A 23,358-nucleotide genomic window follows, 5' to 3' on the forward strand; every position below is an offset into this window, starting at 1 on the left:
AACCGTGACGCTAGTCGCGTGAGTTGTCCAAGGTGTTACCGCTCGTTACAACCCGAAGACGCTTCGGCGCCCGGAACGACAACAGGTCGATCATCGGTGGCTCCTCCACCAGCCGTACGCCGCTCAACAGGTCAGCCGCGGTTTCGAGCGCAACCCGGGCCTCCATCCGAGCCAATCCCGCGCCGAGACACCGGTGAATCCCGATCCCGAACGCCAGATCCGCCGGTCCCCCATGCCCAGAAAGCCCAAGCAACACCGGAGCCCCGGCCGGCAACTCCACGTCCCCCACCATCACATCCCGAGAAGCAACCCGCCGCCAGGTGGGCACGGACGAGGCCTCCCGCAGCACCTCTTCGACCACGTCTGCGGCGTCGTACGACCTGCCCAGCGTCTGTTGGAAGGCGGTGGAGATGAGTTGGGTGGTGGTTTCTTGGCCGGCGATCAGGAGGAAGTAGCCGACGGCGCAGATCTCTTCGTCGGTGAGGCCCAGCCCGGCAAGCACCCCGAACAGATCGTCCCCGGGTGCTTCCGTCCGGGAGCGGAGCCACGCGTAGAACTCGGCTGCACTGTGGGCCAACTCCAGCTGGCGGTCCTCGGACGGCCGGCCCCAGAAGAGCTCCAGGGAGTCCAGGCTCCAGGCCTTGAGCGCCGGCACGTCGACATCCGTCAACCCCAGCAGGTGCAGCAAGACCAGGGCCGGAGGCTCGGCAGCGATGGCCTGCACCAGATCAACCTCCTCACCACGCGCCACGGCCTCGGCTGCCTCACCGACCCGCGACTCGATCAACGAACGCGTCAACGGCTCGACGGCCGCCACCCGCGCCGGGCTGAAGAACCGCGCGACCGCCGCCCGGATCGGCCGATGCGACTCCCCCGCGTTGTTCGCCAGCGTCGGCGGCAACGCGAACCCCACCCCCGACAACACCCGCAACGCCTTCACCGACAACGGCGTGTGTGCCAGTACGGCGTTGTCCGGCCGGAACGTCACCGGATCCAGCAGCACCTCCCGCGCCAGCTCTGGATCGTCGACGACCCAGTACCCGAGCTTCTCGTCGTACCGCGCCGGGCACCCCGTCACAGGAACCAACTGGACGCCCCCGCGACGAACGCCTCCCGATCCAACCGCCCGGCCCCAGCCGGAATCCGCCCGATCACCGGCACCCCCGTAACAACCGGCAGATCCTCGAGATTGCACTCCTCCGCCAAATCAGGGGCCTCCGGCCACGACCCGATCACGAGCCCCTCGATCGGCAACCCCCGAGCCCGAAGCGCCTCAACCGTCAATCCAGTGTGATTGAGCGTCCCAAGCCCCGACCGAGCCACCACCACAAACGCGTACGGCGACGTGAGGCACCCAGCCAGATCCGCAATGTTGTTGCCCTCAGCATCCAGTCCGACCAGCAACCCGCCAGCACCCTCGACAAGCACGGTCTCGTGGGTCCGCGCAAGGTCGTCCACGAACTTGGCATGCGACTCAACCGACGGAAGCGGGACCCCCTCCCGACGAGCAGCCGTCGTCGGAGCCAGCGGATCCCGAAGCCGCACCCCTTCGTACAGCGAGGTCAGACCGGTCAACCGCTCGACGTCGGCAAGATCCCCCGGCTCATCAGGTCCAACCCCCGTCTGAGCAGGCTTCACCACCGCAACGTCACTTGCCCGTACGGCGAGCGCAGCCGTCGTGATCGTCTTGCCAACCTCGGTGTCGGTGCCGGTGACGAGGATGATCATGAGACCTGGCCGATCGCATCAACGATGACCGCGCAGGCTCGCTCGAGGTCCGCATCCGACAACCCGGCATGCGCGGTCAACCGAAGGCGACTGACGCCATCGGGAACCGAAGGCGGCCGAAAGCTGCCCACCCGAACACCGGCAGCAAGGCAAAGGTCAGCGGCTTGAACGGTCTCACGCGGTCCAGGCATTGGCACCGAAACCACCGGTCCAACAGCCGGCGGCACTCCGCACGCAGCGGCGAGCCGAGCGGCCGTCGCATGAATCGAATCCGGCCGATCAGGCTCATCCTTCAACACCTGAAGGGCCGCGAGCGCAGCCGCACACGCGGCCGGGTTCAGCCCGGTGTCGTAGATGAACGGCCGGGACCGGTTGATCAGGTGCTCACGAAGGATCCGCGGCCCGAGTACGACACCACCCTGCGAAGCCATTGCCTTGGACAACGTCATCGTCACGATCACATGGTCGAGACCGGCCAACCCTTCGGCCCAGACCGACCCACGCCCGCCACCGGTCACCCCGAGCCCGTGCGCCTCATCGACCAGCAGGACCGCATCATACTCAGCCGCCACGGCCGCCAGCGACGTCAACGGCGCCGCGTCACTGAGCACACTGAAGACGGACTCCGTCATCACCACCGCATGCGGCTCGTTGCGCTCAGCAAGTACCTTCGCGACCGCGTCCACATCGTTGTGCGGGACAACTTCCACTCGCGACCGCGACAACCGGCAAGCATCCACCAGCGACGCATGAATGTGGTCATCGGAGATCAAGACGGTCCCAGGCCCACCGAGCGCGGTGACGACACCGAGGTTCGCCAGATATCCGGACGAGAAGACCAGCCCGGACTCCTGACCCACATAGGCGGCCAGGTCGGATTCCAGTTCCTCGTGGAGGGACGTCGTACCCGTGACCAAACGGGATGCCGTTGATCCGGTGCCCCAGACGCGCACCGCGTCGGCGGCGGCCGCGACCACCCGGGGGTCGGAGGTCAGGCCGAGGTAGTCGTTGCCCGCGAGGTCGATCAGGTCGTCGTCGGCCGCGCGTACGCACAGACGACGAGTCAATCCACGCGCCTCCAGCGCCGCGGCTTTCGGGGCAAGCCAGTCCTCGAGCATCAGCCGGCCTCCTCGACCGCACCAACGATCGCCGCACCGATCGCCGCGATGTCCTCGTCGGTGCACACGTACGGCGGCATCGTGTAGACGAGGTCGCGGAACGGCCGGACCCACACCCCACGCCGCAGCGCAGCCTCCGTCATCCGCGGCAGATCAACCGGCCCACCCAGTTGTACGACGCCAACCGCGCCGAGCACCCGGACGTCCTTGACCGCCGGCAACGACTCCGCCGGAGCCAGACCGGCCGACAGCCCGGCAGAAATCGAGGCGACCCGACCGGCCCAGTCCTGGGACAGCAGGAGGTCGATCGACGCCAGCGCGACCGAGCACGCCAACGGGTTGGCCATGAAGGTCGGCCCATGCATGAGCGCACCGCCTGGCCCATCCGAGACCGTCTGTGCGACTTCCGTCGTACAGAGCATCGCGGCCAGCGTCAGGTAACCGCCGGTCAATGCCTTGCCCACGCAGAGGATGTCCGGATCCACGCCGGCGTGTTCGGACGCGAAGAGCGTGCCGGTACGGCCGAAGCCGGTGGCGATCTCGTCCAGGATCAGCAGGAACCCATGCTCGTCCGCGAGCTTCCGCAGTACGCGCAGGCAGGCGGGGCTGTACGGGTACATGCCGCCCGCACCTTGCAGGATCGGCTCGACGATGATTCCCGCGATCTCACCGGAATGCTCTGAGGCCAGCGCCGACACCGCGGCCGCCCAGGCCAGCAACTCCGGATCGTCGTCCGGCCGATCGAACCCGGCTGGCGGCTGCGGCCCGAACACCTGCTCCTTCAGGGCTCCGGTGAACAGCGAATGCATCCCGTTCACCGGATCGCAGACACTCATCGGCGCGAATGTGTCGCCGTGATAGCCACCGCGGACGGTCAGCATCCGGGTCCGGCCATTGTTGCCGCGGGCAACCTGGTACTGCAGCGCGAGCTTGATCGCAACCTCGACCGAGACCGACCCGGAGTCACAGAAGAACACATGCCGCAGCGGTGCGGGCGTGATCTCGACCAACCGCTCCGCCAGCTGGATCGCCGGCTCGTGCGTCAGCCCGCCGAACATCACATGACTGAAGTCGTCCACCTGATTCTTGACCGCCGCATCCAGCACCGGGTTGCGGTAGCCGTGGATCATGCACCACCAGGACGCCATCGCGTCGATCGCCTCAACGGCCCCGCCGGCCCCGTCATCCAGCTGCAGCCGTACGCCGGACGCCCCCCGAACGAGCCGAACCGGCGAGGGCTCAGTCAGCGACGAGTACGGATGCCAGAGCAACTCCGCATCCCGCTGTAGCCGAGAACTGACCAACTGTGACACCGCCTCCATCCCATGGACCCATCACGGTAATCCAACCCGCCCGCACCGACGGCCCGGGTCCTCAGGATGTGTGCGACATCTCCTACCCCTTGGTCCCGGCGGTTGCGACGTACAGCGTCACCGCATCGGGATGCAAGCGCGGGCGAGCCAGGGCGGCGACCGCCTTGGCGCCCTGGAGCGATTCGTCCCGGATCCACTGCGCCGGCGCACCGACGCCGATTCGGCCGACCCGCGAGACGGTCTCCAGGAAGTAGCGCGACTCCGCAACGGTCCACGGGCGGTCCCGCTCCCACCCGATCGCGTCGATCGTCCGTGCCGGTTGCTGCCAGTCGCCGGCGGCGTCCCGCTGGTTGCCGTAGATCAGTTGACCGTCCGGACGCAGTACGGCGACCCGATCGGCCCAGGCGCCATCGTCGATCAGTCCGGCGGCGCGCAGTACGCCTGCGTACCCGGCATCGTGCCTGGCCTGCTCCAGCCGGCGGCCGTGGCCGAAGCTCTCCAGCGCGCGCAGGTGCCGCTCGAGCACGCCGAGACGGCTGAGGCCTTCGTGCATCGCGAGCATCGCTACCTCGACCTGGAAGCCTGCGGCCTTGAACCGGCGAGCCGATCGGGCGAACCCTTCGGGGTCGTTGAGATCCGTCTCGAAGATCGCGTCGCACCGCTGTTCGATCACCCATTCCTCGGCCCGCGCGAGCCAGCGCAGGCCATCGGCCTCGACATACACGCCGGCCGTCGCGGGTACGTCGGTGATCGGCTCATGGAACCGTGGGTGGTAAGGCTCGTATGCGGCACTGCTGAGGACAACGGGACCGCCGCGCCGACGCAGGGCCGCCGTGGCCAGGGCGGTGATCGTCGCTTTGCCGTCGCCGGGCTGACCGCCGACGAACAGGACGACCGGCCGGTCCTGCGCAGTCCCGGCGAGCTGGTCGGCCACGATCCGGTCCCGGAAGATCCGCTCGTTCTCCGCCTCGCCGAGGTCGAACCAGTTCGCTAAAGCGGCGCTGTCGCTGTCGCCGTCGTCTTCGAGCGTCATACCGAGGAGATCGTCGGCAGCGCGGCAGATCGTATCGATCGCGAGGGTGTCCAGCGGAGCGAGCGCCTGGCCGCGCGCGGCCCAGGCCTGCTGCTCGGCCCGCCAGCCGGTGACGGCCGCCGGTTCGGGCTCGGCGGAGGCCTCCTCTTCGGCGAGCAACTCGGCGAAGAACCCGATCACCTGCCGGACGCCTTCCTGCGCGGTCTCGTACGCGATCGCCTGCGGGGTCGTCCAGGTCGCCGTCCCGAGCTCGGCCAGCACATTGATGGCACAGACACTAACCACGAACAAACATTATCCGACCGATAGGTGGTAATTGCCCAACAGGTACCCCCCGCCGTAGATATATTTCCAACGGTGCAAGCAGCGGGCACCACCGTGCCGCGCTGCGACCGAGGAACGACCATGAGCCACGCCGGTGGCTCCGACGAGGAGGGTAAGCATGAGCAAATGGACCGCCTGGGTGAGAGGCCAGGAGACGCCGGAACCAGAGACGGCGACCGAGACCGGGACCGAGACGGACAAGGGCAGCCGTCGTTTCGGTCGAGGCTCCGACAAGTCCACTGAGCAGACCGCCGAGTCCGCAGAGGTACCCGAGGGGCACCGAAGCGGCGCACGGCCGTCGACCCAGGAGAAGCACGAGAAGGGCAATACGCGCCGCGGGAAGGACAAGCGCGGCGGCGAGAAGGGCGACTCGCGGCGTAGTTACTAGTGACCGGCAGACCCCGGCCGGGGAAGTCAGCGACGTGCGGACTTCCCCTGGCGGGGCCCCGATCGTCGCGCGACTCCTACCCCTTGGTGCCGGCGGTTGCTATGTGCAACGTCACCGCGTCCGGGTGCACCCGCGTCCGTCCCATCGCAGTCACCGTTCGGACGCTCTCAACCGCCTCGTCCCGGATCCACTGCACCGGCGCGACCAGCCCCAGCGGCTCGATCTGCGCCAAGGCCTCGAGGTAGTACCGCGACTCCAGCACGGTCCACTCGCGCTCCCGCTCCCAGCTGATCGCCTCGGCGGTCCGGGCCGGCTGCTGCCAGGCAGCGTTGTCGTCGCGCTGGTTGCCGTACACAAGCTGTCCGTCCGGACGCAGTACGGCGATCCGGTCGGCCCACTGTCCCTCGTCGACCAGCTCGGCCGCACGCAGTACGCCCGCATAGCCGGCATCGTGGGCGCTCTGCTCCACCAGCCGGCCGAAGCCGAACTTCTCGAGCGACCGGATGTGCCGCTCGACGATGCCCAGCCGGCTGCGCGCCTCGTGTACTGCGAGCAGCGCGACCTCCACCTGGTAGCCGGCCGCTTTGAACCGAGCGGCCGAGCCGTCGAAGGCCTCCGGATCTGTGAGCTCCGTCTCGATGATCGCGTCGTACCGCTCCCGGATCACCACGTCCTCGGCCAGCGCGAGCCACCGCCGGCCGTCGGCGGCGACGTGCCTGCCGGCAGCCGGGGCTGCGTCGGTGATCGGCTCGTAGAAGTTGGGGTGGTACGGCTCATAGGCCAGCGCGCTGAGAACGACCGGACGGCCGCGATGCAGCAGGACCGCCTTCACCAGCGCCGTGATCGACGCCTTGCCGTCGCCCGGCTGACCGCCGACGAACACCACGATCGGCTGCTCCTGCGGTACGCCGGTCAGCTGGTCGGGGACGATCCGGTCGCGGAAGATCCGCCCGCTCTCAGCCTCGTCAAGCAGGTAGCGGTCGTCGTCGCTGGTCGCTGCAGTCCCCCACGGTGCGGTCACGGTCGTCCCTGCGCCTCGTCATTCGTCTCGTCGTCGGCCTCGTCGTCTTCGCCGTCCGGGTCCTCGTCATCCGAGTCCTCGTCGTCGTCATCCTCGTCGTCGTCGCCGACGGCGAGCAGGTTGTCGGCGTCCTGGTGGATGCTGTCGATCGCACGGCTGTCCAGCGGGGTGAGCTCCTGCCCACGCTTGGTCCAGGCCAGCTGTTCGGCCCGCCAGATCTCGATCGTGTCGGTGTCGGGCGCGTCCGACAGTTCCTCGGCCGCGATCAGCTGCGAGTAGAAGCCGATCGCCTGCCGAACCCCCTCCAGCACGGTCTCGTACGCAACCGCCCGCGGCACCGTCCAGGTCGTCGTACCAAGCCCGGCGAGCACATTGACAGCGGCGACGTTGACCACGCCTGAACTTTATCCGACCGTCTGGGTCACGCACGCCGGCGCTCGGGTCCGGCTGAACAGAGGGTGAACCCCGGCCGCAGTTATGTTTCCAAGGCGTCGAACCGGAGGGGAACCAGCGCCCGGATCGCGACGTCTGTTTCTGCACAACGACAGTCCAGAGCCGGCCCACGGCTCGCAGCGAAGAGGGGAACACGTGCCTAACTACGGCAACAAGGACAAGGGCAAGGCCACCGACAAGGGCAAGACCGAGAAGGGCTCGGGGTCCAAGGCGAAGGACGACAAGCCGGTCCTGTACCCGACCAGCCACCGCCCCAAGGGCCAGGGCCAGAGCCGCTAGTCCGCTGGACAACGTTCCGCCGACACACAGACCAGCGATGAGCCGCGCGCAGCGGCCATGCCAGAAGGAGTAGAAGATGGCGAAGGGCAAAGACGGTAAAGAGCGGGAACACAAGGGCAAGGGCAAGAACACCGAGACCAAGCACCAGTACGGTCAGGCCCGCAACAAGGCCGACCAGGAACGAAACCCGAACCCGAACACCAGAGCCGGCCGAGAGATCATCGCGGCGAAGAAGGCCGCTGCCAAGAAGGACGGCAAGTCCAAGTAAGGCAGGGGCTAGCGGCCCTGAGGGCTTGAACCGCTAGGCCGGGGCGACCGTTGATCGGTCTGCCCCGGCTTGCTTTTTGGGGCCGGTCAGCGGCGGCGGGAGCCGCCTCGTTTGGAGTTCGGCCGGCCACCGCGGCCGTCGGTGCGCTTGCCGCCGGCCTTGCCTGGCTTGCTTTCGGCAGGGCGAGCCGGTTTGGGCGGGGCGGCTTCGAGGGCGGTCTTGACGGCATTGAAGGCGTCGTTGGCGTTGCGGACCGGCTTGACGCCGGTGAGTTTGGGGATGGCTGAGCGTTGGCGGCGGGTGTGGGTTTGGATGCGCTCCACGACTCGGGTGCGGACCTCGTCGCGGTCGGCTTCGTTCAGGTTCTCCAGCGACTTGCCGCGGTCCAGGGCTACGTCGAACCATTCGGTGTAGCCGTGGGTGTGGACGACCTGGTTCGGGGACTTCTGGCCGAGGCGGCGGTACTGCGTCAGTACGTCGTAGCGCTCGTCGAGACCGAGGACCTCGTCGCGCAGCCCGCGCCGGACCTGTTCGTCGTACGTCGCGGCCACCCGGCGGTCGATGTCCGCGGCGGGCCGGTCCACGGCGAGGACGACCTGCCGGGCCGCCACCGTCGTACTGGCCCGGTCGGGATCGTTGCCCATGGCATGCGCCAGCGCGTTCACGATCGCGTCGTAGTTGTTCTCGTGGATCTTCGCGGCGGCCTTGGCGTCCAGCCGGCTCAGCACCGCGTACGCGTCCTCGGCCATGCTGCGCGGGAAGTCACGCCGTACGGCGTTGCGCGCCTCGGCGACCGCGTCCACCTCCCAGCCCTCCAGCAGGGAGCGCACGTACACGCTGGTGCCACCGACGACGACCGGGACGCCGCCGGCCTTCCAGCACTCGTCCATGTGCTGCCGGGCCTGCGCGACGAACGTCTCCAGCTCCAGCTTCCGCACCGGCTCGGTGACGTCGATCATCGTGTGCGGGACGCCACGCATCTCTTCCGGCGTGGTCTTGCTGGTGCCGATGTCCATGTACCGGTACACCTGCCGCGAGTCGGCCGAGACGACCATCGGCGGCAGGCCGAGTTCGTCCCGGATCCGCAGGCAGAGATCAATCGACACCGCGGTCTTCCCCGCTGACGTCGGTCCGTAGAGGGCGACCAGCAGGCGAGGCGAGGCATCGGGCATGGACCAACCCTACTGATCTACAGCGGACTGCTGAGCGTGCCGTGCACCGAGCAGCGCGCCGACCAGCCCATCGGGTGCACCTGGACGACCATCCGGCGGCGGCACTCGGCGCAGTACCGGGGTGGCTCGAGCGTCAGCGCATGCCGGCAGGCGTCGTGATTCCCGTCGGTGGTCTCGCGGCCGCAGTGACCGCAGTACACGAGCGTGGTCATAGCGTCTTCTGGAGTTCCTTGACCGGCATCTTCAGCTCGGCGAGCAGGTCGAGGTCGGCGGTCGCCGGACGGCCGAGGGTGGTCAGGTAGTTGCCGACGATGACCGCGTTGATGCCACCGAGCAGACCGTCGCGCGTGCCCAGGTCGCCCAGGGTCAGCTCACGACCACCGGCGTACCGCAGGACCGTCCGCGGCATCGCGAGCCGGAACGCGGCGATCGTCCGCAGCGCGTCCTTGCCGGCCATGATCTCCATGTCGCCGAACGGCGTACCGGGGCGCGGGTTGAGGAAGTTCAGCGGGACCTCGTGTGGGTCGAGCTCGGCCAGCTGGGCAGCGAGCTCCGCGCGCTGCTCCAGGGACTCGCCCATCCCGACCAGACCACCGCAGCACAGCTCCATGCCGGACTCGCGGATCATCAGGCAGGTGTCCCAGCGCTCCTCGAAGGAGTGCGTGGTGACGACGTCTCCGAAGTACGAACGGGCCGACTCGAGGTTGTGGTTGTAGCGGTGCACGCCCATCGCCTTGAGCTCGTCCACCTGCTCCTGGGTGAGCATGCCGAGCGAGCAGGCGATGTTGATGTCGACCTCGGCGTTGATCGCCTCGATGCCGGCCTTCACCTGGGACATCAGCCGGGCGTCCGGGCCGCGGACGGCGGCGACGATGCAGAACTCGGTCGCCCCGGTCTTCGCGGTCTCCTTCGCCGCCTCGACCAGCTCCGGGATGTTCAGCCAGACCGACCGCACCGGCGAGGTGAACTGACCGGACTGCGAGCAGAAGTGACAGTCCTCGGGGCAGCCGCCGGTCTTCAGCGAGATGATCCCCTCGACCTCGACCTCCTCGCCGCACCACTTCACCCGTACGTCGTGCGCGAGCGCGAGCAACTCGGGAAGCCGGTCGTCCGGCGACCGGAGCACCTCGACCAGCTGCTCCTGGCTCAGGCCGACGCCCTGTTCCAGAACCTGCTCACGCGCCACGTCCAGGATGTCGCTCATGGTTCTCCTGCCTCATCGAACGGTCGGCTCACAGTAAGTCAGACACGTACGTCGGCACTGCGGCGGGCGTCACGTGGAACACCCTGGTCGAAGGTGACTCAGCAACGCTCCGCACACCATCCAGAAAGTTTTGGAGATTTCCGTGGAACCTCGTAACCCCCCGTAGATGGGCTCGTTGATGTGTGCAGAGGCGGTTACCGCAAGGAAGACCGCCACCCGGTTACTTGGAGCAACTGAATAGCTGATCATCACGATCAGCACGCAGAGTGGTCACAACCACTCTGAGAGGCTCGAAACTCCAGGAATCGGATGTAAGGTAGTTACCAAGAGCTCGGGTCGCCAGCTGTGGCTGGTGACCCGATCCCAAAGCGCCGGGCGCCTCACCCCGGCTTGAGTGGGTCCCTCGGGAAACGATTTGGGCGGAAACGTTCCCGAGGGACCTGCTCCCTTTTCCAAGGCTTATCCGTGAATAACCCGGGCCTTTCGGAATTAACAGAAACCTCAGTAGTCACAGGACTTACTGAGGTTTCTTCATTTCCCGGCCGGTAATCACCGAACATTGTCATTGTGTTACGGCTTCGTCACAGCCTGCTTAGGGACGATAGGCAGCCGCAATGCCCCCGGAGCATCCACCGGAACAACCGGATGCGACGGCTTGACCGGTTGCACCCGCCGGTACGACGAACCGACCGGTGGGCGCGGGTCGTCGGAGTCCTTGTTCGGCCAGAAGGACAACGCCCGTTCCGCCTGGGCGGTGATCGTCAGCGACGGGTTCACGCCGAGATTCGCCGAGATCGTCGACCCGTCCAGGATGTGCAGGCCGTCGTACCCGTAGACGCGGTGGTACGGATCGACCACGCCGGTCTCCGGTGAGTCGCCGATCGCGCAGCCGCCGATGAAGTGTGCGGTCATCGGGACGTTGAACGGCTCCCCGATCGTCCCGCCCGGGGTCCCGTTCATCAGCTTCGCCATCCGCCGGACCACCTGGTTCGCGACCGGGATCCAGGAGGGGTTCGGGGCGCCGTGGCCCTGCTTCGAGGTCAGCCGCCACCGGCCGAGCCGGTCCCGCTTGCCGAACGTGGTGATCGAGTTGTCCGCGGTCTGCATGACCAGCGCGATCACGGTCCGCTCGGACCAGTGCTTCAGGTCGTACAGCCGGCGGATGTTCTTCCGCTGCACGCCGAGCTCCCGCAACCAGGTCCGCCACCGCGGCTTGTTCCCGTCACCGTCGGTCAGCACGGTCTGCAGCAGCGACATCACGTTGCTGCCCTTGCCGTACCGGACCGGCTCGATGTGAGTGATGTCGTCCGGGTGGAACGACGACGTGATCGCGACCCCACGGCTGTAGTCGACGTCGCGGTCCCGCGCGATCGCACCCAGCAGGGACTCCGAGTTGGTCCGCGTCAGTACGCCGAGCCGGTCCGACAGCCGGGGCAGTTTCCCCTCGTCCCGGAGCCGGTGCAGGAGTTTCGCCGTACCCAAGGCCGAAGCAGCGAAGACCACCTGACGTGCGGTGAACCGGCGGGTGAGCTTTCGGTTCGACGTACGCCGGGTGTCCACGGCGTACCCGCCGTCAGTCAACGGCTCGACCGACGTCACCGTGGTCAGCGAGTAGACCTCGGCGCCGGCCTTCTCGGCCAGGTAGAGGTAGTTCTTGGTGAGCGTGTTCTTCGCGTTGTGCCGGCAGCCGGTCATGCACTCGCCGCAGTCGATACAGCCCTTACGGCGAGGGCCCGCGCCACCGAAGTACGGGTCGTCGACCTCTTTGCCCGGCTCACCGAAGAAGACGCCGACCGGGGTCGGGTGGAACGTGTCCCCCACGCCCAGATCGTCCGCGACCTGCTTCATCACCTTGTCCGCCGGCGTGAAGCCCGGGTACGTCGTGACGCCGAGCATCCGCTTCGCCTGGTCGTAGTACGGCGCGAGCTCGTCCTTCCAGTCGGTGATGTGCGCCCACTGCCGGTCGGCGTAGAACGCGGGCAGCGGTTCGTACAGCGTGTTCGCGTAGACGAGGCTGCCGCCACCGACTCCGGCGCCGGACAGAATGATGACGTCGCGCAGCGCACTGATCCGCTGGATGCCGTACATGCCGAGCTTGGGCGCGAACAGAAACCGCTTGGTGTCCCACGAGTTCTTCGCGAACCCGGCGTCGTCGAACCGCGCCCCGGCCTCGAGTACGGCGACCTTGTAGCCCTTCTCGGTCAGCCGGAGCGCACTGACCGAGCCGCCGAACCCCGACCCGACGATGACCACGTCATAGTCGAAGGTCATGGGCGGCCCAGCTTCTTCAGGATCCGGAGCGCGCCGGTCATCAGTTCGGCGTACGCCTCGTCGGACAGGCCGTGGGAGGCGGCGATCGGGAGGACTCGCTGAGTGGCGACGGTCTGTGGATCGACGTACCGGCGGATGCCCTCGGCGCCCTGGCGACGGCCGAGGCCGGAAGCACGCATGCCGCCCATCGGGGTGTCGATCGAGCCGAAGCTCGCGGCGTAGCCCTCGTTGATGTTGACCGAGCCCGCGACCAGTTGGGCGCCGACCGCGCGACCGCGGCGGCCGTCGCGGGTCCAGACGCTCGCGTTCAGGCCGTACTCGCCCTCGTTCGCGCGCTGGATCGCCTCGGACTCGTCGGAGAACCGGTAGATCGAGACGACCGGCCCGAAGGTCTCGTTGTCGAAACACTCCATCGCCGGCGTCACGCCGGACAGCACGGTCGGCTCGTAGAACAGCGGACCGATGTCCGGCCGGGGCTTGCCGCCGGTGAGCACGGTGGCGCCCTTCGCCCGCGCGTCGTCCACGTGTCGGCTGACCGTCTCGAGCTGCGCCTTCGAGATCAGCGAGCCCATGTCCACGTCCCAGCCGGTCCCCGCGGACAGCCGGATCTTCTGCACCCGGTCCACGAACGCGGTGACGAACGCGTCGTACACCTGGTCGGCGACGTACAGGCGCTCCATCGAGACGCACAACTGGCCGGCGCTCGCGAAGCACGCGCGTACGGCGCCGTCCGCGGCCCGGTGGACATCTGCATCACGCAGCACGAGCATCGGGTTCTTGCCACCGAGCTCGAGGCTGCAGCCGATGAGCCGCTCGCCCGCCTGCTTCGCGACCAGCCGGCCGGTCTTCGTCGAGCCGGTGAAGCAGATGTAGTCCGCGTTCTGGATCAATGCGCCGCCGACGGTCGGGCCGTCGCCGTTCACCGCCTGCCAGGCGTCGCGGGGCAGACCCGCGTCGTACAAGAGCTCGATCGCGCGGAGTGCGGTGAGCGGGGTCTGGCTGTCCGGCTTGTGTACGACGGTGTTGCCGGCGAGGACCGCGGGCAGACCGTCGGCCATCGCCATGCTGAGCGGGTAGTTCCACGGCGAGATCACGCCGACGACGCCCTTCGGGACGAACCGCTGCTCGGCCCGGGTCAGCAGCGGGAACATGCCGAGCTTGCGTTGTGGCTCGAGCAGCTCGGCGGCCTTGCGGCCGTAGTAGCGAGCGGTCAGCGCGACGTGCGCGACCTCCTCGAACGCCTGCTTGCGCGCCTTGCCCGACTCCCGGATGACCAGATCGACGAGCTCGTGCCGGTGATCCAGGACCAGGTCGTGGTACCGCAGCAGGATCGCGGCACGCTCGGCGAGCGGCACCCGGCGCCAGGTCTGCTGGGTCTTACGGGCCGATCGGACCGCCGCGATCACGTCGTCCGGGCTCGACACCGGCAGGTCCGCGATCGGCTGACCGGTCGCCGGCGCGTACGACGTCCGGGTCCCGGCGGTCGCCCGCAACAGCCCCGAAAGCCGCCGGATCACCGACTGATCGGTCGCGTACGACGCCGTCGGGTCCAGCTCGGGATCCGCGGGAATCGAGGTCTGCTCGCTCATTCGACCAGGCTACCTGCCGGTAATAGCCATGTCAGTACTCGAACCGGACGTGTCAGGACTGAGAGTTCCTGGGTATTGACCACTAAGCTGAACGGCTGAACCTGCGAAGGGGTGGAACGTCGAGATGGTGGACAGCGGGGGGCTTTGGACGCCTCCTGAGGACGAGCTCGCTGAGGCGCTGCAGACAGCCCAGGTGCTGATCGAGGAAGGCCGGGCCGCCGAGGCCGGGCCTTACCAGCAACGCGTCATCGAGCTGGCCAGGGAACGGGTCGAGGAGCATCCGAACCACTACGAGGCCAAGCACCTGATGGCCGCGACCCAGTACGAGCTGGCCGGTTCGCTGAACGCGTCCGGTCGGCACGAGGAGGCACTGGCCGCACTGCACGAGGCCCAACTCGGCTACACCGAGCTCAGCGACGCCGGCGTGGTGGACGCGACCTCGTTCCTCGCGGACGTCCGCGCCCGGCGGGCGATGACCCAAGCACACCGCGGTCACGGGGCGACCGCCGTACTGGAGATGGACGGTGCGGTGATCGCGTACGGCCAACTGGTCGGCGGCACCGAAGGGCTGAAGCACCAGCCGGACTTCGCCCGGGTGCTCGCGATGAACGCCCTCATCCTGCGGCGGTACGGCGATCCCGCCCTGGCAGTCGCCTCCGCGGATGCGGCGACCCAGTTGTTCCTGCAGTTGGCCGACCAGATCAACGAGAGCCCGCAATCCCTCTCGTACGCGCGCTATCTGTGTACGGCGACCGCCGTATCGGCCGACGTACATGCGGCGGAAGGCCGGCTCGACCTCGCGCTGGAAGCGGACGAGATCGGCCTGACCACGGCCGACAGCCTCGCCGACTCCGACTCGGCGACGGACATGCGCACGCTGGTCGCAGCGCTGGTCCGCAAGGGCAAGCACCTCGGGATCGTCGGCCGGATGATCGAGGGCGAGACCTCGATGCGGACGGCGTACGACACCGATCCGGAGACCGCGACCCGCGTGACCGAGGAACTGGACCGGGGGCTGCCGCTCACCCTCGTCGCGGCGCTGGAGAACGCCGAGATCAAGCTCGGACCGTTCGAGCAGTACCACCGGTTGCTCGCGCTGAGTGAGCCGGCGCCAGGCATGACGCTGGCGACGGTGTCCGGCCGGACCGATCCCGAGTCGGCGGCTGTCCGGGCGGCTGAGCTGGCCGAGCTGATCCGGCCGTTGCTGGGACAGGACGCGGACACCGGGCTGACGCTCGGTCTGGAGGCGCACTACCTGTTCGCGATCTCGTCCGAGCGTGAGTCACACCGGATGCGGTACGAGACGAGCACCTACGTGCCGATCTGGGCCCAACTGCTGCTCGACATCTCGGAGGCGTACTACCAGGCCGGGCGGACCGACATCGCCCTCGACCTGGGCGGCTGGTGCGCGGAGGTCGCGACGGCACTGATCCCGTTCACCGACGACGACACCGTGATGAAGGACCTGGCCGGCTCCTGCTACCGCCACCACGGCGACCTCCTGGCCGCGACCGGCGACCTGACCGCATCGCAGCAGGCCCACGAGGCCGCACAGCAACTCCAGCTGGGCCGTTGACGCGCTGACCCCTCCGGCGGACGCTGGCGCTGAGAGGGGGCCACGTCATGGATGCGGTGGAACTGCACAGCCGGACCGTCAGCAACTTCGCCCGGCTGGTGAGCGAGGTCGACCCGAGCCAGTGGTCGGCACCGACGCCGTGCTCGGACTGGGACGTCCGCGCGCTGGTGAACCACGTCGTCGGCGAAGAACGGTGGACCGTACCGCTGATGGCGGGCAAGACGATCGCGGAGGTAGGCGACTCCCTCGACGGGGACCTGCTCGGCGACGATCCGATCAGCGCGGCCGCGGACGCCGCCCGCGCCGCCGAGGAGGCGGGCCGCCGGCCGATCGCCACCGTGCATCTCTCGTACGGCGAGGAGGACAGCGGCGAGTACCTCCGGCAGCTCGCGGCCGATCACCTCGTGCACGGGTGGGATCTGGCGGCCGCGCTCGGCGCGGACACCCGGATGGATCCGGACCTGGTCACCGAGGTGGCGGAGTGGTTCGAAGCCCGGGAGGAGATGTACCGCTCGGCCGGGATGATCGCCGAGCACCGCGCCGGCTTCACCGATCCTGAGGATGCCCTCCTCGGCGCCTTCGGCCGCGATCCGCGGTGGGTCAGGAGTCCTGCAGGTCAGGGTTGAGGGCGCCGACGAACAAGCCGGCCTCGGCCTCGGTCATACCGGTTTCGGAGACGACCAGGGCGGTCGCCTGGTGCAGTTCGCCGGCGGCTTTCAGGGTGCGGGTGCGCTCGGCCAGGTTCGCGCCGGGGAGGCGGACGACCGGCGTCCCGGTGGTGGGCGGTACGTAGCGGCCGAGCCGGATGTCGTCGACCAGTCCCTTCGACGACTTCAGGTCCAGGCCGGTTCGCTCGCGGACCAGCTTGACCGCGTGAACCATCTTCTTGGTGGTGATCAGGAAGCGCACCTGGTCGACGTCATCGGAGGACAGTCGCGACCGCGCTGCGGCGAGGGCAACATTGTCCGTGTCCTGGCTGCTGTTCCGGCTGAACAATCCCATACGGCAATCCTTCCAGAATCCCTCAACCCGTGAAGACTCGACGCACGTCGCGTCCGGTCATGCCGCCAGCACGCGAACGATCTCCGGCCAGGCCAGGGCGCCGAGTTCCCGGTCCGCCGCATCCGTCCACCACGGGCCATCCGCTGCCCGGCGGTCTTCCGACGGCCAGACCCTGTCGTCCACGCCGATCGCTGCAGGCCGTCCTCGCGGAACCGGCCCCAGACGTAGGCACTCGGAGCGAAGGCGACGACCGCGTCGATCCGCTCGTCCAGCGCGCCGAGCAGCAACGCGGCCTCGGCACCCCATGAGTTGCCCATGACAACCAAGCGATCGTTGCGCCGCGCGAGCTCGTCCAGAGGAAACGACTCCAGCGGCACCTCAGGACCGACGATCCACGCCGGCGCGAGTACGTCGTACCCCTCGGCGCGGAGAACCCGGGCGCGCTCGTGGTCCGGCGTACCGCTCGAACCGTGCAGGAGCAGTACGCCGGTTGTCACCCGACGACTACCTCGACCCGCTGGAACTCCTTGAGCTCCGTGTAGCCGGTGGTGGCCATCGCGCGCTTGAGGGCGCCGACCAGGTTCATCGTGCCGTCGGGCACCCAGGACGGGCCGAACAGGATCTGCTCGAGGGTCCCGGTGACGCCGACCTCGACCCGCTCACCGCGCGGCAGGTCCGCGTGCCAGGCCTCGGCACCCCAGTGGTACCCACCACCCGGCGCGTCGCTCGCCCGGGCCAGCGGCGAACCGACCATCACCGAGTCCGCACCACAGGCGATCGCCTTGGCCACGTCACCGGAGCGGCCGACCGAGCCGTCCGCGATCACGTGCACGTAGCGGCCGCCGGACTCGTCCATGTAGTCCCGCCGGGCCGCCGCGACATCGGCCACCGCGCTCGCCATCGGCACGGCGACACCGAGCACCTTGCGGGTGGTGTGCGCCGCGCCACCGCCGAAGCCGACGAGCACGCCGGCCGCACCGGTCCGCATCAGGTGCAGAGCAGCCTGGTGCGTGGCACACCCACCGACGATCACGGGTACGTCGAGGTCGTAGATGAACTGCTTCAGGTTGAGCGGCTCGGCTTGGCCCGACACGTGCTCGGCGGAGACCGTCGTACCCCGGATGACGAACAGGTCGACGCCCGCGTCCACGACATGCTTGGCGAACTGCTTGGTCCGCTGCGGCGACAGGGCGCCGGCGACCGTGACACCGGAGTCGCGGATCTCCTGCACGCGCTGGGAGAGCAGTTCGGGCTTGATCGGCGCGGAGTAGATCTCCTGCAGCCGGTGGGTCGCCGCCTCCTTGCTGATGGAGGTGATCTCCTCCAGCAGGCTGGTCGGGTCCTCGTACCGGGTCCAGAGACCTTCGAGGTTGAGGACGCCGAGACCGCCGGCCTTGCCGATCGCGATCGCGGTGGCCGGCGACATCACCGAGTCCATCGGGGCGGCCAGGATCGGCAGCTCGAACCGGTACGCGTCGATCTGCCAGGCGACCGAGACCTCCTCAGGGTCCCGCGTCCGGCGCGACGGCACGATCGCAATGTCGTCGAACGCGTACGCCTGCCGCCCCCGCTTCGCGCGGCCGATCTCGATCTCGGTCATGACCGCAGCCTACCGAGACCCGCCCCCAGGCACCCACTCGCGTTGCCGCTTGAACTCTGCTTGGAGCTTCGGCCCGAGCAGAGTCACGAGCTCCGAGTCCGGCAGCAGTTCGAGGAAGGAGACGTCGATCACGGTGTCGATCGCCGGATTCGCGCCGTACTCGGACTCCAGAAACTCCAGCAACGGCAGTACGTCGAGCGCCCGTCCGACGGCGACCATCTCCACCGCGTCGACCGCGAGCTCCGCCAGCACCGCATCCGCCAGCCGGGTGTGGCGTCCGCGCCGGGCCTGCACATCGACCCGATCCCGCAGGTCCGGAATCTCCTCCGCGAGCCGGTAGACGAACTCGATCACGGACTCCAGCACACCCGCTTGGTCATCCACCAACAGCTGCGCCCGGACCTCCCACAACTCCGGTCCGAGCAAGCCCAAGACGTCACCGGCCCGATCCGCGGGCTCCGGCAGATAAGCCACGAAGAACCCCTCGATCAACCCATCGACCTCGTCGTCGCGCCCAACCTCGGACTCGAAGTAGTCGAAGAGTTCCTGCGTCAGTCCCCGCTCGTCCGCACCACGGCGCCGGCAGTCGAGCGCGAGCTTCACCAAGAAGCCGGGCAGCTGAGCGGCGTCGGACTGCGGCCCGGCCCAATCACCGACGTACCTGCGCTGGTAGTCGTCCAGCTCGGCCCGAAGCCCCGGTACCGCGGCGAACATCCGCGCCGCGAGGGCCTCGTCCGGATCGAGCACGCCGAGGTCAGCGGCCGGAGTAGTTGGGGGCTTCTACGGTCATCTGGATGTCGTGGGGGTGGGACTCCTGGAGGCCGGCCGAGGTGATGCGGACGAAGCGGCCCTTGTCCTGGAGCTCGGGGACGGTGCGGGAGCCGCAGTAGAACATCGACTGCCGGAGGCCACCGATCAGCTGGTGGGCGACGGCGCTGAGCGGACCGCGGTACGGGACCTGGCCCTCGATGCCCTCGGCAATCAGCTTCTCGTCGCTGCCGACGTCACCCTGGAAGTAGCGGTCCTTGGAGTACGACTTGCGCAGGCCGCCGGCCGAGGACATCGCGCCGAGCGAACCCATCCCGCGGTACGCCTTGAACTGCTTGCCGTTGATGAACACCAGGTCGCCCGGCGACTCCTCGCACCCGGCCAGCAGCGACCCGAGCATCACGGTGTCGGCACCGGCCACGAGGGCCTTGGCAATGTCACCGGAGAACTGCAGGCCGCCGTCCCCGATCACCGGGACACCGGCCGGCTTGCACGCGAGCGAGGCTTCGTAGATCGCCGTCACCTGCGGTACGCCGACACCGGACACGACTCGCGTCGTACAGATCGAGCCCGGACCGACGCCGACCTTGACGCCGTCCGCGCCCGCGTCGACCAGGGCCTGCGCACCGGCACGGGTGCCGACGTTGCCGCCGACGATGTCCACGCCCCGGGTGGCCGGGTCGGCCTTGAGCTTGCGGATGATCTCGAGCTGGGCCTGGGAGTGACCGTGCGCGGTGTCCACGACCAGCACGTCGACGCCGGCCTCGACCAGGCTCATCGCCCGCTTGTACGCCTCGCCGTAGAAGCCGATCGCGGCAGCGACCATCAGCCGGCCGCTGGCGTCCTTCGTGGACAGCGGGAACTTGTCGCGCTTGACGAAGTCCTTCAGCGTGATCAGGCCGGACAGCTTCCCGGCGTCGTCGATCAGCGGCAGCTTCTCGACCTTGTGCTTGCTCAGCAGCGCCATCGCGTCGTCGGCGGAGATGCCCTGCTTGCCGGTGATCAGCGGCTGCTTGGTCATCACCTCGTGCACCGGCCGGGACATGTCGTTCTCGAAGCGCATGTCGCGGTTCGTCACGATGCCGACCAGGACGCCGGCGTCGTCGACGACCGGGACGCCGGAGATCCGGTACTGCGCGCAGAGTGCGTCGGCCTCGCCGATGCTCGCCTTCGGGCCGATCGTGATCGGCTGCGCGATCATGCCGGACTCGGAGCGCTTGACCAGGTCGACCTGCTGGGCCTGGTCCTCGATCGAGAGGTTGCGGTGGAGGACGCCGAGACCGCCCTGACGGGCCATCGCGATCGCCATCCGGGCCTCGGTCACGGTGTCCATCGCGCTGGACAGCAGCGGGATGTTCACCTCGACGTTGCGGCTGACCCGGGTCCGGGTGCTCACCTCGGAGGGGATGACGTCGGACTCGTTCGGCTGCAGCAGCACGTCGTCGAAGGTGAGCCCTAGGACGGCGAATTTGTCGGGAACTCCAGCGGGTGTGATGTCCATGGGGAAAACAAGCACCTTCGTACGGCGACAACGGAACACCATCGTAGCGGCGCCCGCGGATCCCTCCGAACCACCCGTCCACAGGGCCGCCCGCCGCTGGTTCAGCGGCGGGCGGGTGACCTGATGGGTGACCTGGTTACCGGGTCGGCTTGTTGACGACCTTCAGGATCTTCAGTACGTCGGCATCCTCGGTCGAGCCGTGCGCGCGGGCGATCGCCGCGTGCTTGCCCTCGGCGTACGTGCGGGCCGCGTGCTTGCCCTTCGGGTAGGCCTTCTTGACCGAACCGGTGGACACCTTCCCGCTGGCGTGCTTCGCGGTCGTCGAGACACCCTCGCCGAAGAACTTCTCGGCACTCTGGAGCTCCACCGGAGCCCCGGTCGGCGTCGGCAGGACCGGCGCGAGGATCTTGTCGACCACGTCGGTCAGCGAGTCCGCCGGCGCGCTCGGGCTGGTCCCGTCGCCCGGCTTCTGGTCCGAGTCGGCCGGATCCGTGTCGGAGCCGGTCGGGTCGGTGTCAGCCGGGTTGGTGTCGGCGGGGTTGGTGTCGGCGGGGTTGGTCTCGGCGGGGCTGGTGTCGGCCGGCGGAGTCGTCGTACCGGTCTCGTCCTTGCCGTCCCCGCCGGTCTCGCCGTCACCCGTTGTCGGCGCGCTCGTCGGGTTGCCGGTGCCGGTCTCGGTGTTGTTGGGCGAGGTCGGCGGATCGGTCGGCGTGGTCGCCGGGTCCGTCGGCGTCGTGGCCGGATCGGTGGGCGTCGTCGCAGGCGGTTCCGTCGGCGTGCTCGCGGGCGGTTCCGTCGGCGTCGTGCTCGGGTCGGTCGTGGTCGGGTCGGTGGTGACCGGATCGTCGGCCGTCGTCTTTTCGTCGGTCTTCTCCGGCAGCTTCGTCGGCACCGGGACCGTCGGCTCGATCAGCGTCGCGGTCGGCTGCTCGGGCAGCTTCGGAAGCGCCCGCTGGAGCACGTCCTGCTGGTCGAGCGGCTTGACCACCGCGGCCGGCGGGATCGGGTCGCTCTTGACCCGGGTCTCCTCTTCGGCCGCCTTCTTGTCCTGTACTTCCTTGTAGTTCTTGGCGACCTTGACGATCTTGGACCGGTCGACGACCGGCATACCGTCGAGCTGTTCCTTCGGGAAGCTGGTCTGCGGGCGGACCGCGTCGACCATCTTCTCGATGACCTTCTCGTACGGCGACAACGGGTCACCGTTGACGGCCGCGGCCACCCCGGACACCGACAGCGCGGCCACCGCGGCGACACCGAGCGCCAGACCACGGGTCGCCATCTTGCGGGCGAACGGGTCGGTGATCGGGTTGAGCGACGCGCAGCGTGCCAGGAAGCTCTCTGGATCGTCGATCGTCTCTACTGGGAGTTGGTCCTCGACCTCCACGGCGAGCCGCAGGTCGGCCAGCAGCTTGACGGCCGAATCCTGCTCCCCCGCGGCCCGTGCTGACTCACCTCCAGCAGCTAGCAGGTCGAGAAGTGCGTCATCAGCGTCGATCGCGTCGAGGTCGAAACGGTCAGCCATGATGCCCCTCCCCTGCTCCTCGTACCTCATGCCCCACATACCCCCTGAGCGTGTTCAACGCCCGATGCTGTGCGACCCTCACCGCCCCCGGTGTCATCCCCAGTGCCCGGCCGGTCTCCTCGGCTGACATCCCCGCTACCACCCGGAGCCGCAGGATCTCCCGCAGTTTCTCCGGCAACTTGTCCAGCAGCCCCATGATGTGCTGAACCTCCGAGCTCCGGACCGCGTGCTCTTCCGGTGTCGGAGACTCGTCCGCGCCGTCCGGCAGGTCCGGCGTCGAAACGTCGGCGACCGCGAACGCACGCTGGGCATCGGCGACCTTGCGGGCCGCGATGCCGTAGACGAAGGCCTCGAAGGGTCTTCCCTCGTCACGATACCGGCTGAGCGCGCCGAACACCGCGACACAAACTTCCTGAGCGACGTCGTCGACCATGTCGGCGCCGCCGGGATAGGTCCACAAGCGGGACCGTACGTAACGGTGAGCTACTGCGCGCACCCTGGTGAGCAGGTCGTTAAGAGCTGTCCGGTCCCCGTCGCCGGCAAGCGCGGCAAGATCCCTCAGCTCGACCCGGTCGTGGGTGTGCGGTACTCGTACCTCAGCCACCCCTCGCCCCCTCGTGTAAGACCGGTCAGCCTGAAAGATAGTACGGCTCTCATCTTCTCTTGCCTAGTGGCAGTTTCGGGTTCTGATCACAATCTGTCACTACTGGCGCGTACGCCGTCTCCGCCGGGATCCGGAGCGTCGAAATGGATGACTTCCGACGCCTGGTCCCCGCCCCAGTCGATCGCCGTACGCCCGGTCTCCTGCCACCCGGCCCGCCGGTACAACCGGACCGCGGGGCCTCGATTGTCCACAACCTCCAGGGACAATCTCCGGCCGAGCTCCCCGGCCGTCGTGACGGCGTACTCCAGTAGTTGCCGCCCGATCCCGGCCCCCGTCGCCTTCGGGTCCACGAACAACCGCTCCACGGACGCGCCTTGTGCCCCCTGCGCCGTCAACGCGACGTGCCCGGCCACCTGTCCGTCAACCACGGCCACCCACGACCCCAGGCCATCCTCAGGCGTCAACCAGCGCCACGGATCCTTCGGCCAGTTGATCGGATACCCGGCCAGCTCGTGCACGTCCTTCAGCAGTACGACGCACACGTCGAGGTCGGCGTCGGTACGTTCGCGGATCTCGGCCATGTCCCCTATCTCAACAGAAGCACCGCCCGGCCGGTCCGAGGAC

Annotated in this window: 25 protein-coding genes; 5 read left to right on the plus strand and 20 right to left on the minus strand. The window is 68.3% G+C overall.

Features of this window, described 5'->3' with window-relative positions:
• Nucleotides 1-10: 10 nt before the first annotated feature.
• The 5 genes from AB0L70_RS23610 to AB0L70_RS23630 all read right to left on the minus strand — a co-directional run bounded on the left by AB0L70_RS23610 (nucleotide 11) and on the right by AB0L70_RS23630 (nucleotide 5,477).
• Nucleotides 11-1,078 carry a hypothetical protein gene (locus AB0L70_RS23610; RefSeq protein ID WP_363687520.1) on the minus strand — a complete coding sequence of 356 codons (1,068 nt, stop codon included), beginning with the start codon at nucleotides 1,076-1,078 and terminating at the stop codon, nucleotides 11-13.
• Nucleotides 1,075-1,728 (minus strand): dethiobiotin synthase, encoded by a 654-nt coding sequence (bioD, locus tag AB0L70_RS23615; protein ID WP_363687522.1) that lies wholly within the window; start codon nucleotides 1,726-1,728, stop codon nucleotides 1,075-1,077. Before bioD ends, AB0L70_RS23610 begins: the two co-directional genes overlap by 4 nt.
• A complete protein-coding gene (locus AB0L70_RS23620) occupies nucleotides 1,725-2,846 on the minus strand; it encodes an 8-amino-7-oxononanoate synthase (RefSeq protein WP_363687524.1) in 1,122 nt (373 codons plus the stop codon). Before AB0L70_RS23620 ends, bioD begins: the two co-directional genes overlap by 4 nt.
• Nucleotides 2,846-4,159, minus strand: coding sequence for an adenosylmethionine--8-amino-7-oxononanoate transaminase (gene bioA / locus AB0L70_RS23625; protein ID WP_363687526.1), 1,314 nt, complete (start codon nucleotides 4,157-4,159; stop codon nucleotides 2,846-2,848). Before bioA ends, AB0L70_RS23620 begins: the two co-directional genes overlap by 1 nt.
• A gap of 82 nt (nucleotides 4,160-4,241) precedes the next feature.
• Nucleotides 4,242-5,477, minus strand: a complete 1,236-nt coding sequence (locus tag AB0L70_RS23630) for a zeta toxin family protein (protein WP_363687528.1) — start codon at nucleotides 5,475-5,477, stop codon at nucleotides 4,242-4,244.
• 157 nt (nucleotides 5,478-5,634) lie between these two features.
• Here AB0L70_RS23630 and AB0L70_RS23635 point away from each other — a divergent pair, with 157 nt between their 5' ends.
• Complete coding sequence (locus AB0L70_RS23635; RefSeq protein WP_363687530.1) at nucleotides 5,635-5,904, plus strand: hypothetical protein; 270 nt, start codon at nucleotides 5,635-5,637, stop codon at nucleotides 5,902-5,904.
• 76 nt (nucleotides 5,905-5,980) lie between these two features.
• Here the strand turns inward: AB0L70_RS23635 and AB0L70_RS23640 are convergent, their stop codons facing one another.
• A complete protein-coding gene (locus AB0L70_RS23640) occupies nucleotides 5,981-6,925 on the minus strand; it encodes a zeta toxin family protein (protein WP_363687532.1) in 945 nt (314 codons plus the stop codon).
• Nucleotides 6,922-7,320 carry a hypothetical protein gene (locus AB0L70_RS23645; protein ID WP_363687534.1) on the minus strand — a complete coding sequence of 133 codons (399 nt, stop codon included), beginning with the start codon at nucleotides 7,318-7,320 and terminating at the stop codon, nucleotides 6,922-6,924. The genes AB0L70_RS23640 and AB0L70_RS23645 overlap by 4 nt, the downstream gene beginning before the upstream one ends.
• A 193-nt stretch (nucleotides 7,321-7,513) precedes the next feature.
• Between AB0L70_RS23645 and AB0L70_RS23650 the strand changes: the two genes are divergently transcribed.
• Nucleotides 7,514-7,657: a hypothetical protein gene (locus AB0L70_RS23650; RefSeq protein ID WP_363687536.1), complete on the plus strand. Its 144-nt coding sequence runs from the start codon at nucleotides 7,514-7,516 to the stop codon at nucleotides 7,655-7,657.
• Between the two features lie 76 nt (nucleotides 7,658-7,733).
• Nucleotides 7,734-7,925 carry a hypothetical protein gene (locus AB0L70_RS23655; RefSeq protein WP_363687538.1) on the plus strand — a complete coding sequence of 64 codons (192 nt, stop codon included), beginning with the start codon at nucleotides 7,734-7,736 and terminating at the stop codon, nucleotides 7,923-7,925.
• 86 nt (nucleotides 7,926-8,011) lie between these two features.
• Here AB0L70_RS23655 and AB0L70_RS23660 read toward each other — a convergent pair whose 3' ends face one another.
• The 5 genes from AB0L70_RS23660 to AB0L70_RS23680 form a co-directional block, all read right to left on the minus strand.
• Nucleotides 8,012-9,097, minus strand: a complete 1,086-nt coding sequence (locus tag AB0L70_RS23660; protein WP_363687540.1) for an isopentenyl transferase family protein — start codon at nucleotides 9,095-9,097, stop codon at nucleotides 8,012-8,014.
• A gap of 17 nt (nucleotides 9,098-9,114) precedes the next feature.
• Complete coding sequence (locus AB0L70_RS23665) at nucleotides 9,115-9,309, minus strand: hypothetical protein (protein ID WP_363687542.1); 195 nt, start codon at nucleotides 9,307-9,309, stop codon at nucleotides 9,115-9,117.
• Complete coding sequence (gene bioB, locus AB0L70_RS23670; protein ID WP_363687544.1) at nucleotides 9,306-10,301, minus strand: biotin synthase BioB; 996 nt, start codon at nucleotides 10,299-10,301, stop codon at nucleotides 9,306-9,308. The genes AB0L70_RS23665 and bioB overlap by 4 nt, the downstream gene beginning before the upstream one ends.
• A 570-nt stretch (nucleotides 10,302-10,871) precedes the next feature.
• On the minus strand, nucleotides 10,872-12,572 hold the full coding sequence (locus AB0L70_RS23675; protein WP_363687546.1) for a GMC family oxidoreductase: 1,701 nt from the start codon (nucleotides 12,570-12,572) through the stop codon (nucleotides 10,872-10,874).
• Complete coding sequence (locus tag AB0L70_RS23680; RefSeq protein WP_363687548.1) at nucleotides 12,569-14,161, minus strand: succinic semialdehyde dehydrogenase; 1,593 nt, start codon at nucleotides 14,159-14,161, stop codon at nucleotides 12,569-12,571. Before AB0L70_RS23680 ends, AB0L70_RS23675 begins: the two co-directional genes overlap by 4 nt.
• A 124-nt stretch (nucleotides 14,162-14,285) precedes the next feature.
• On the opposite strand from AB0L70_RS23680, the gene AB0L70_RS23685 reads away from it, so the two are divergent.
• On the plus strand, nucleotides 14,286-15,737 hold the full coding sequence (locus AB0L70_RS23685) for a hypothetical protein (RefSeq protein ID WP_363687550.1): 1,452 nt from the start codon (nucleotides 14,286-14,288) through the stop codon (nucleotides 15,735-15,737).
• 47 nt (nucleotides 15,738-15,784) lie between these two features.
• Entirely contained in the window at nucleotides 15,785-16,363 is a 579-nt protein-coding gene (locus tag AB0L70_RS23690) for a TIGR03086 family metal-binding protein (protein WP_363687552.1), read from the plus strand.
• Here the strand turns inward: AB0L70_RS23690 and AB0L70_RS23695 are convergent.
• The 8 genes from AB0L70_RS23695 to AB0L70_RS23730 form a co-directional block, all read right to left on the minus strand.
• On the minus strand, nucleotides 16,338-16,739 hold the full coding sequence (locus tag AB0L70_RS23695; protein ID WP_363687554.1) for a hypothetical protein: 402 nt from the start codon (nucleotides 16,737-16,739) through the stop codon (nucleotides 16,338-16,340). The genes AB0L70_RS23690 and AB0L70_RS23695 overlap by 26 nt on opposite strands.
• 57 nt (nucleotides 16,740-16,796) lie before the next feature.
• On the minus strand, nucleotides 16,797-16,922 hold the full coding sequence (locus tag AB0L70_RS23700) for a hypothetical protein (protein WP_363687556.1): 126 nt from the start codon (nucleotides 16,920-16,922) through the stop codon (nucleotides 16,797-16,799).
• A gap of 310 nt (nucleotides 16,923-17,232) precedes the next feature.
• The gene (locus AB0L70_RS23705) at nucleotides 17,233-18,339 is read right to left on the minus strand and encodes a GuaB3 family IMP dehydrogenase-related protein (RefSeq protein WP_363687558.1); all 1,107 of its coding nucleotides are present in this window, start codon (nucleotides 18,337-18,339) and stop codon (nucleotides 17,233-17,235) included.
• A 9-nt stretch (nucleotides 18,340-18,348) separates the two neighbouring features.
• Complete coding sequence (locus AB0L70_RS23710; RefSeq protein ID WP_363687560.1) at nucleotides 18,349-19,086, minus strand: hypothetical protein; 738 nt, start codon at nucleotides 19,084-19,086, stop codon at nucleotides 18,349-18,351.
• Between the two features lie 7 nt (nucleotides 19,087-19,093).
• Nucleotides 19,094-20,608 (minus strand): IMP dehydrogenase, encoded by a 1,515-nt coding sequence (guaB, locus tag AB0L70_RS23715; RefSeq protein WP_363687562.1) that lies wholly within the window; start codon nucleotides 20,606-20,608, stop codon nucleotides 19,094-19,096.
• A 136-nt stretch (nucleotides 20,609-20,744) separates the two neighbouring features.
• Nucleotides 20,745-22,130, minus strand: a complete 1,386-nt coding sequence (locus tag AB0L70_RS23720) for a hypothetical protein (protein ID WP_363687563.1) — start codon at nucleotides 22,128-22,130, stop codon at nucleotides 20,745-20,747.
• On the minus strand, nucleotides 22,123-22,734 hold the full coding sequence (gene shbA, locus AB0L70_RS23725; RefSeq protein WP_363687565.1) for an RNA polymerase sigma factor ShbA: 612 nt from the start codon (nucleotides 22,732-22,734) through the stop codon (nucleotides 22,123-22,125). The genes AB0L70_RS23720 and shbA overlap by 8 nt, the downstream gene beginning before the upstream one ends.
• Before the next feature lie 86 nt (nucleotides 22,735-22,820).
• Complete coding sequence (locus tag AB0L70_RS23730) at nucleotides 22,821-23,315, minus strand: GNAT family N-acetyltransferase (RefSeq protein ID WP_363687567.1); 495 nt, start codon at nucleotides 23,313-23,315, stop codon at nucleotides 22,821-22,823.
• Nucleotides 23,316-23,358 lie beyond the last annotated feature (43 nt).

This window comes from Kribbella sp. NPDC051952, assembly GCF_040680855.1.
GTDB lineage: Bacteria > Actinomycetota > Actinomycetes > Propionibacteriales > Kribbellaceae > Kribbella.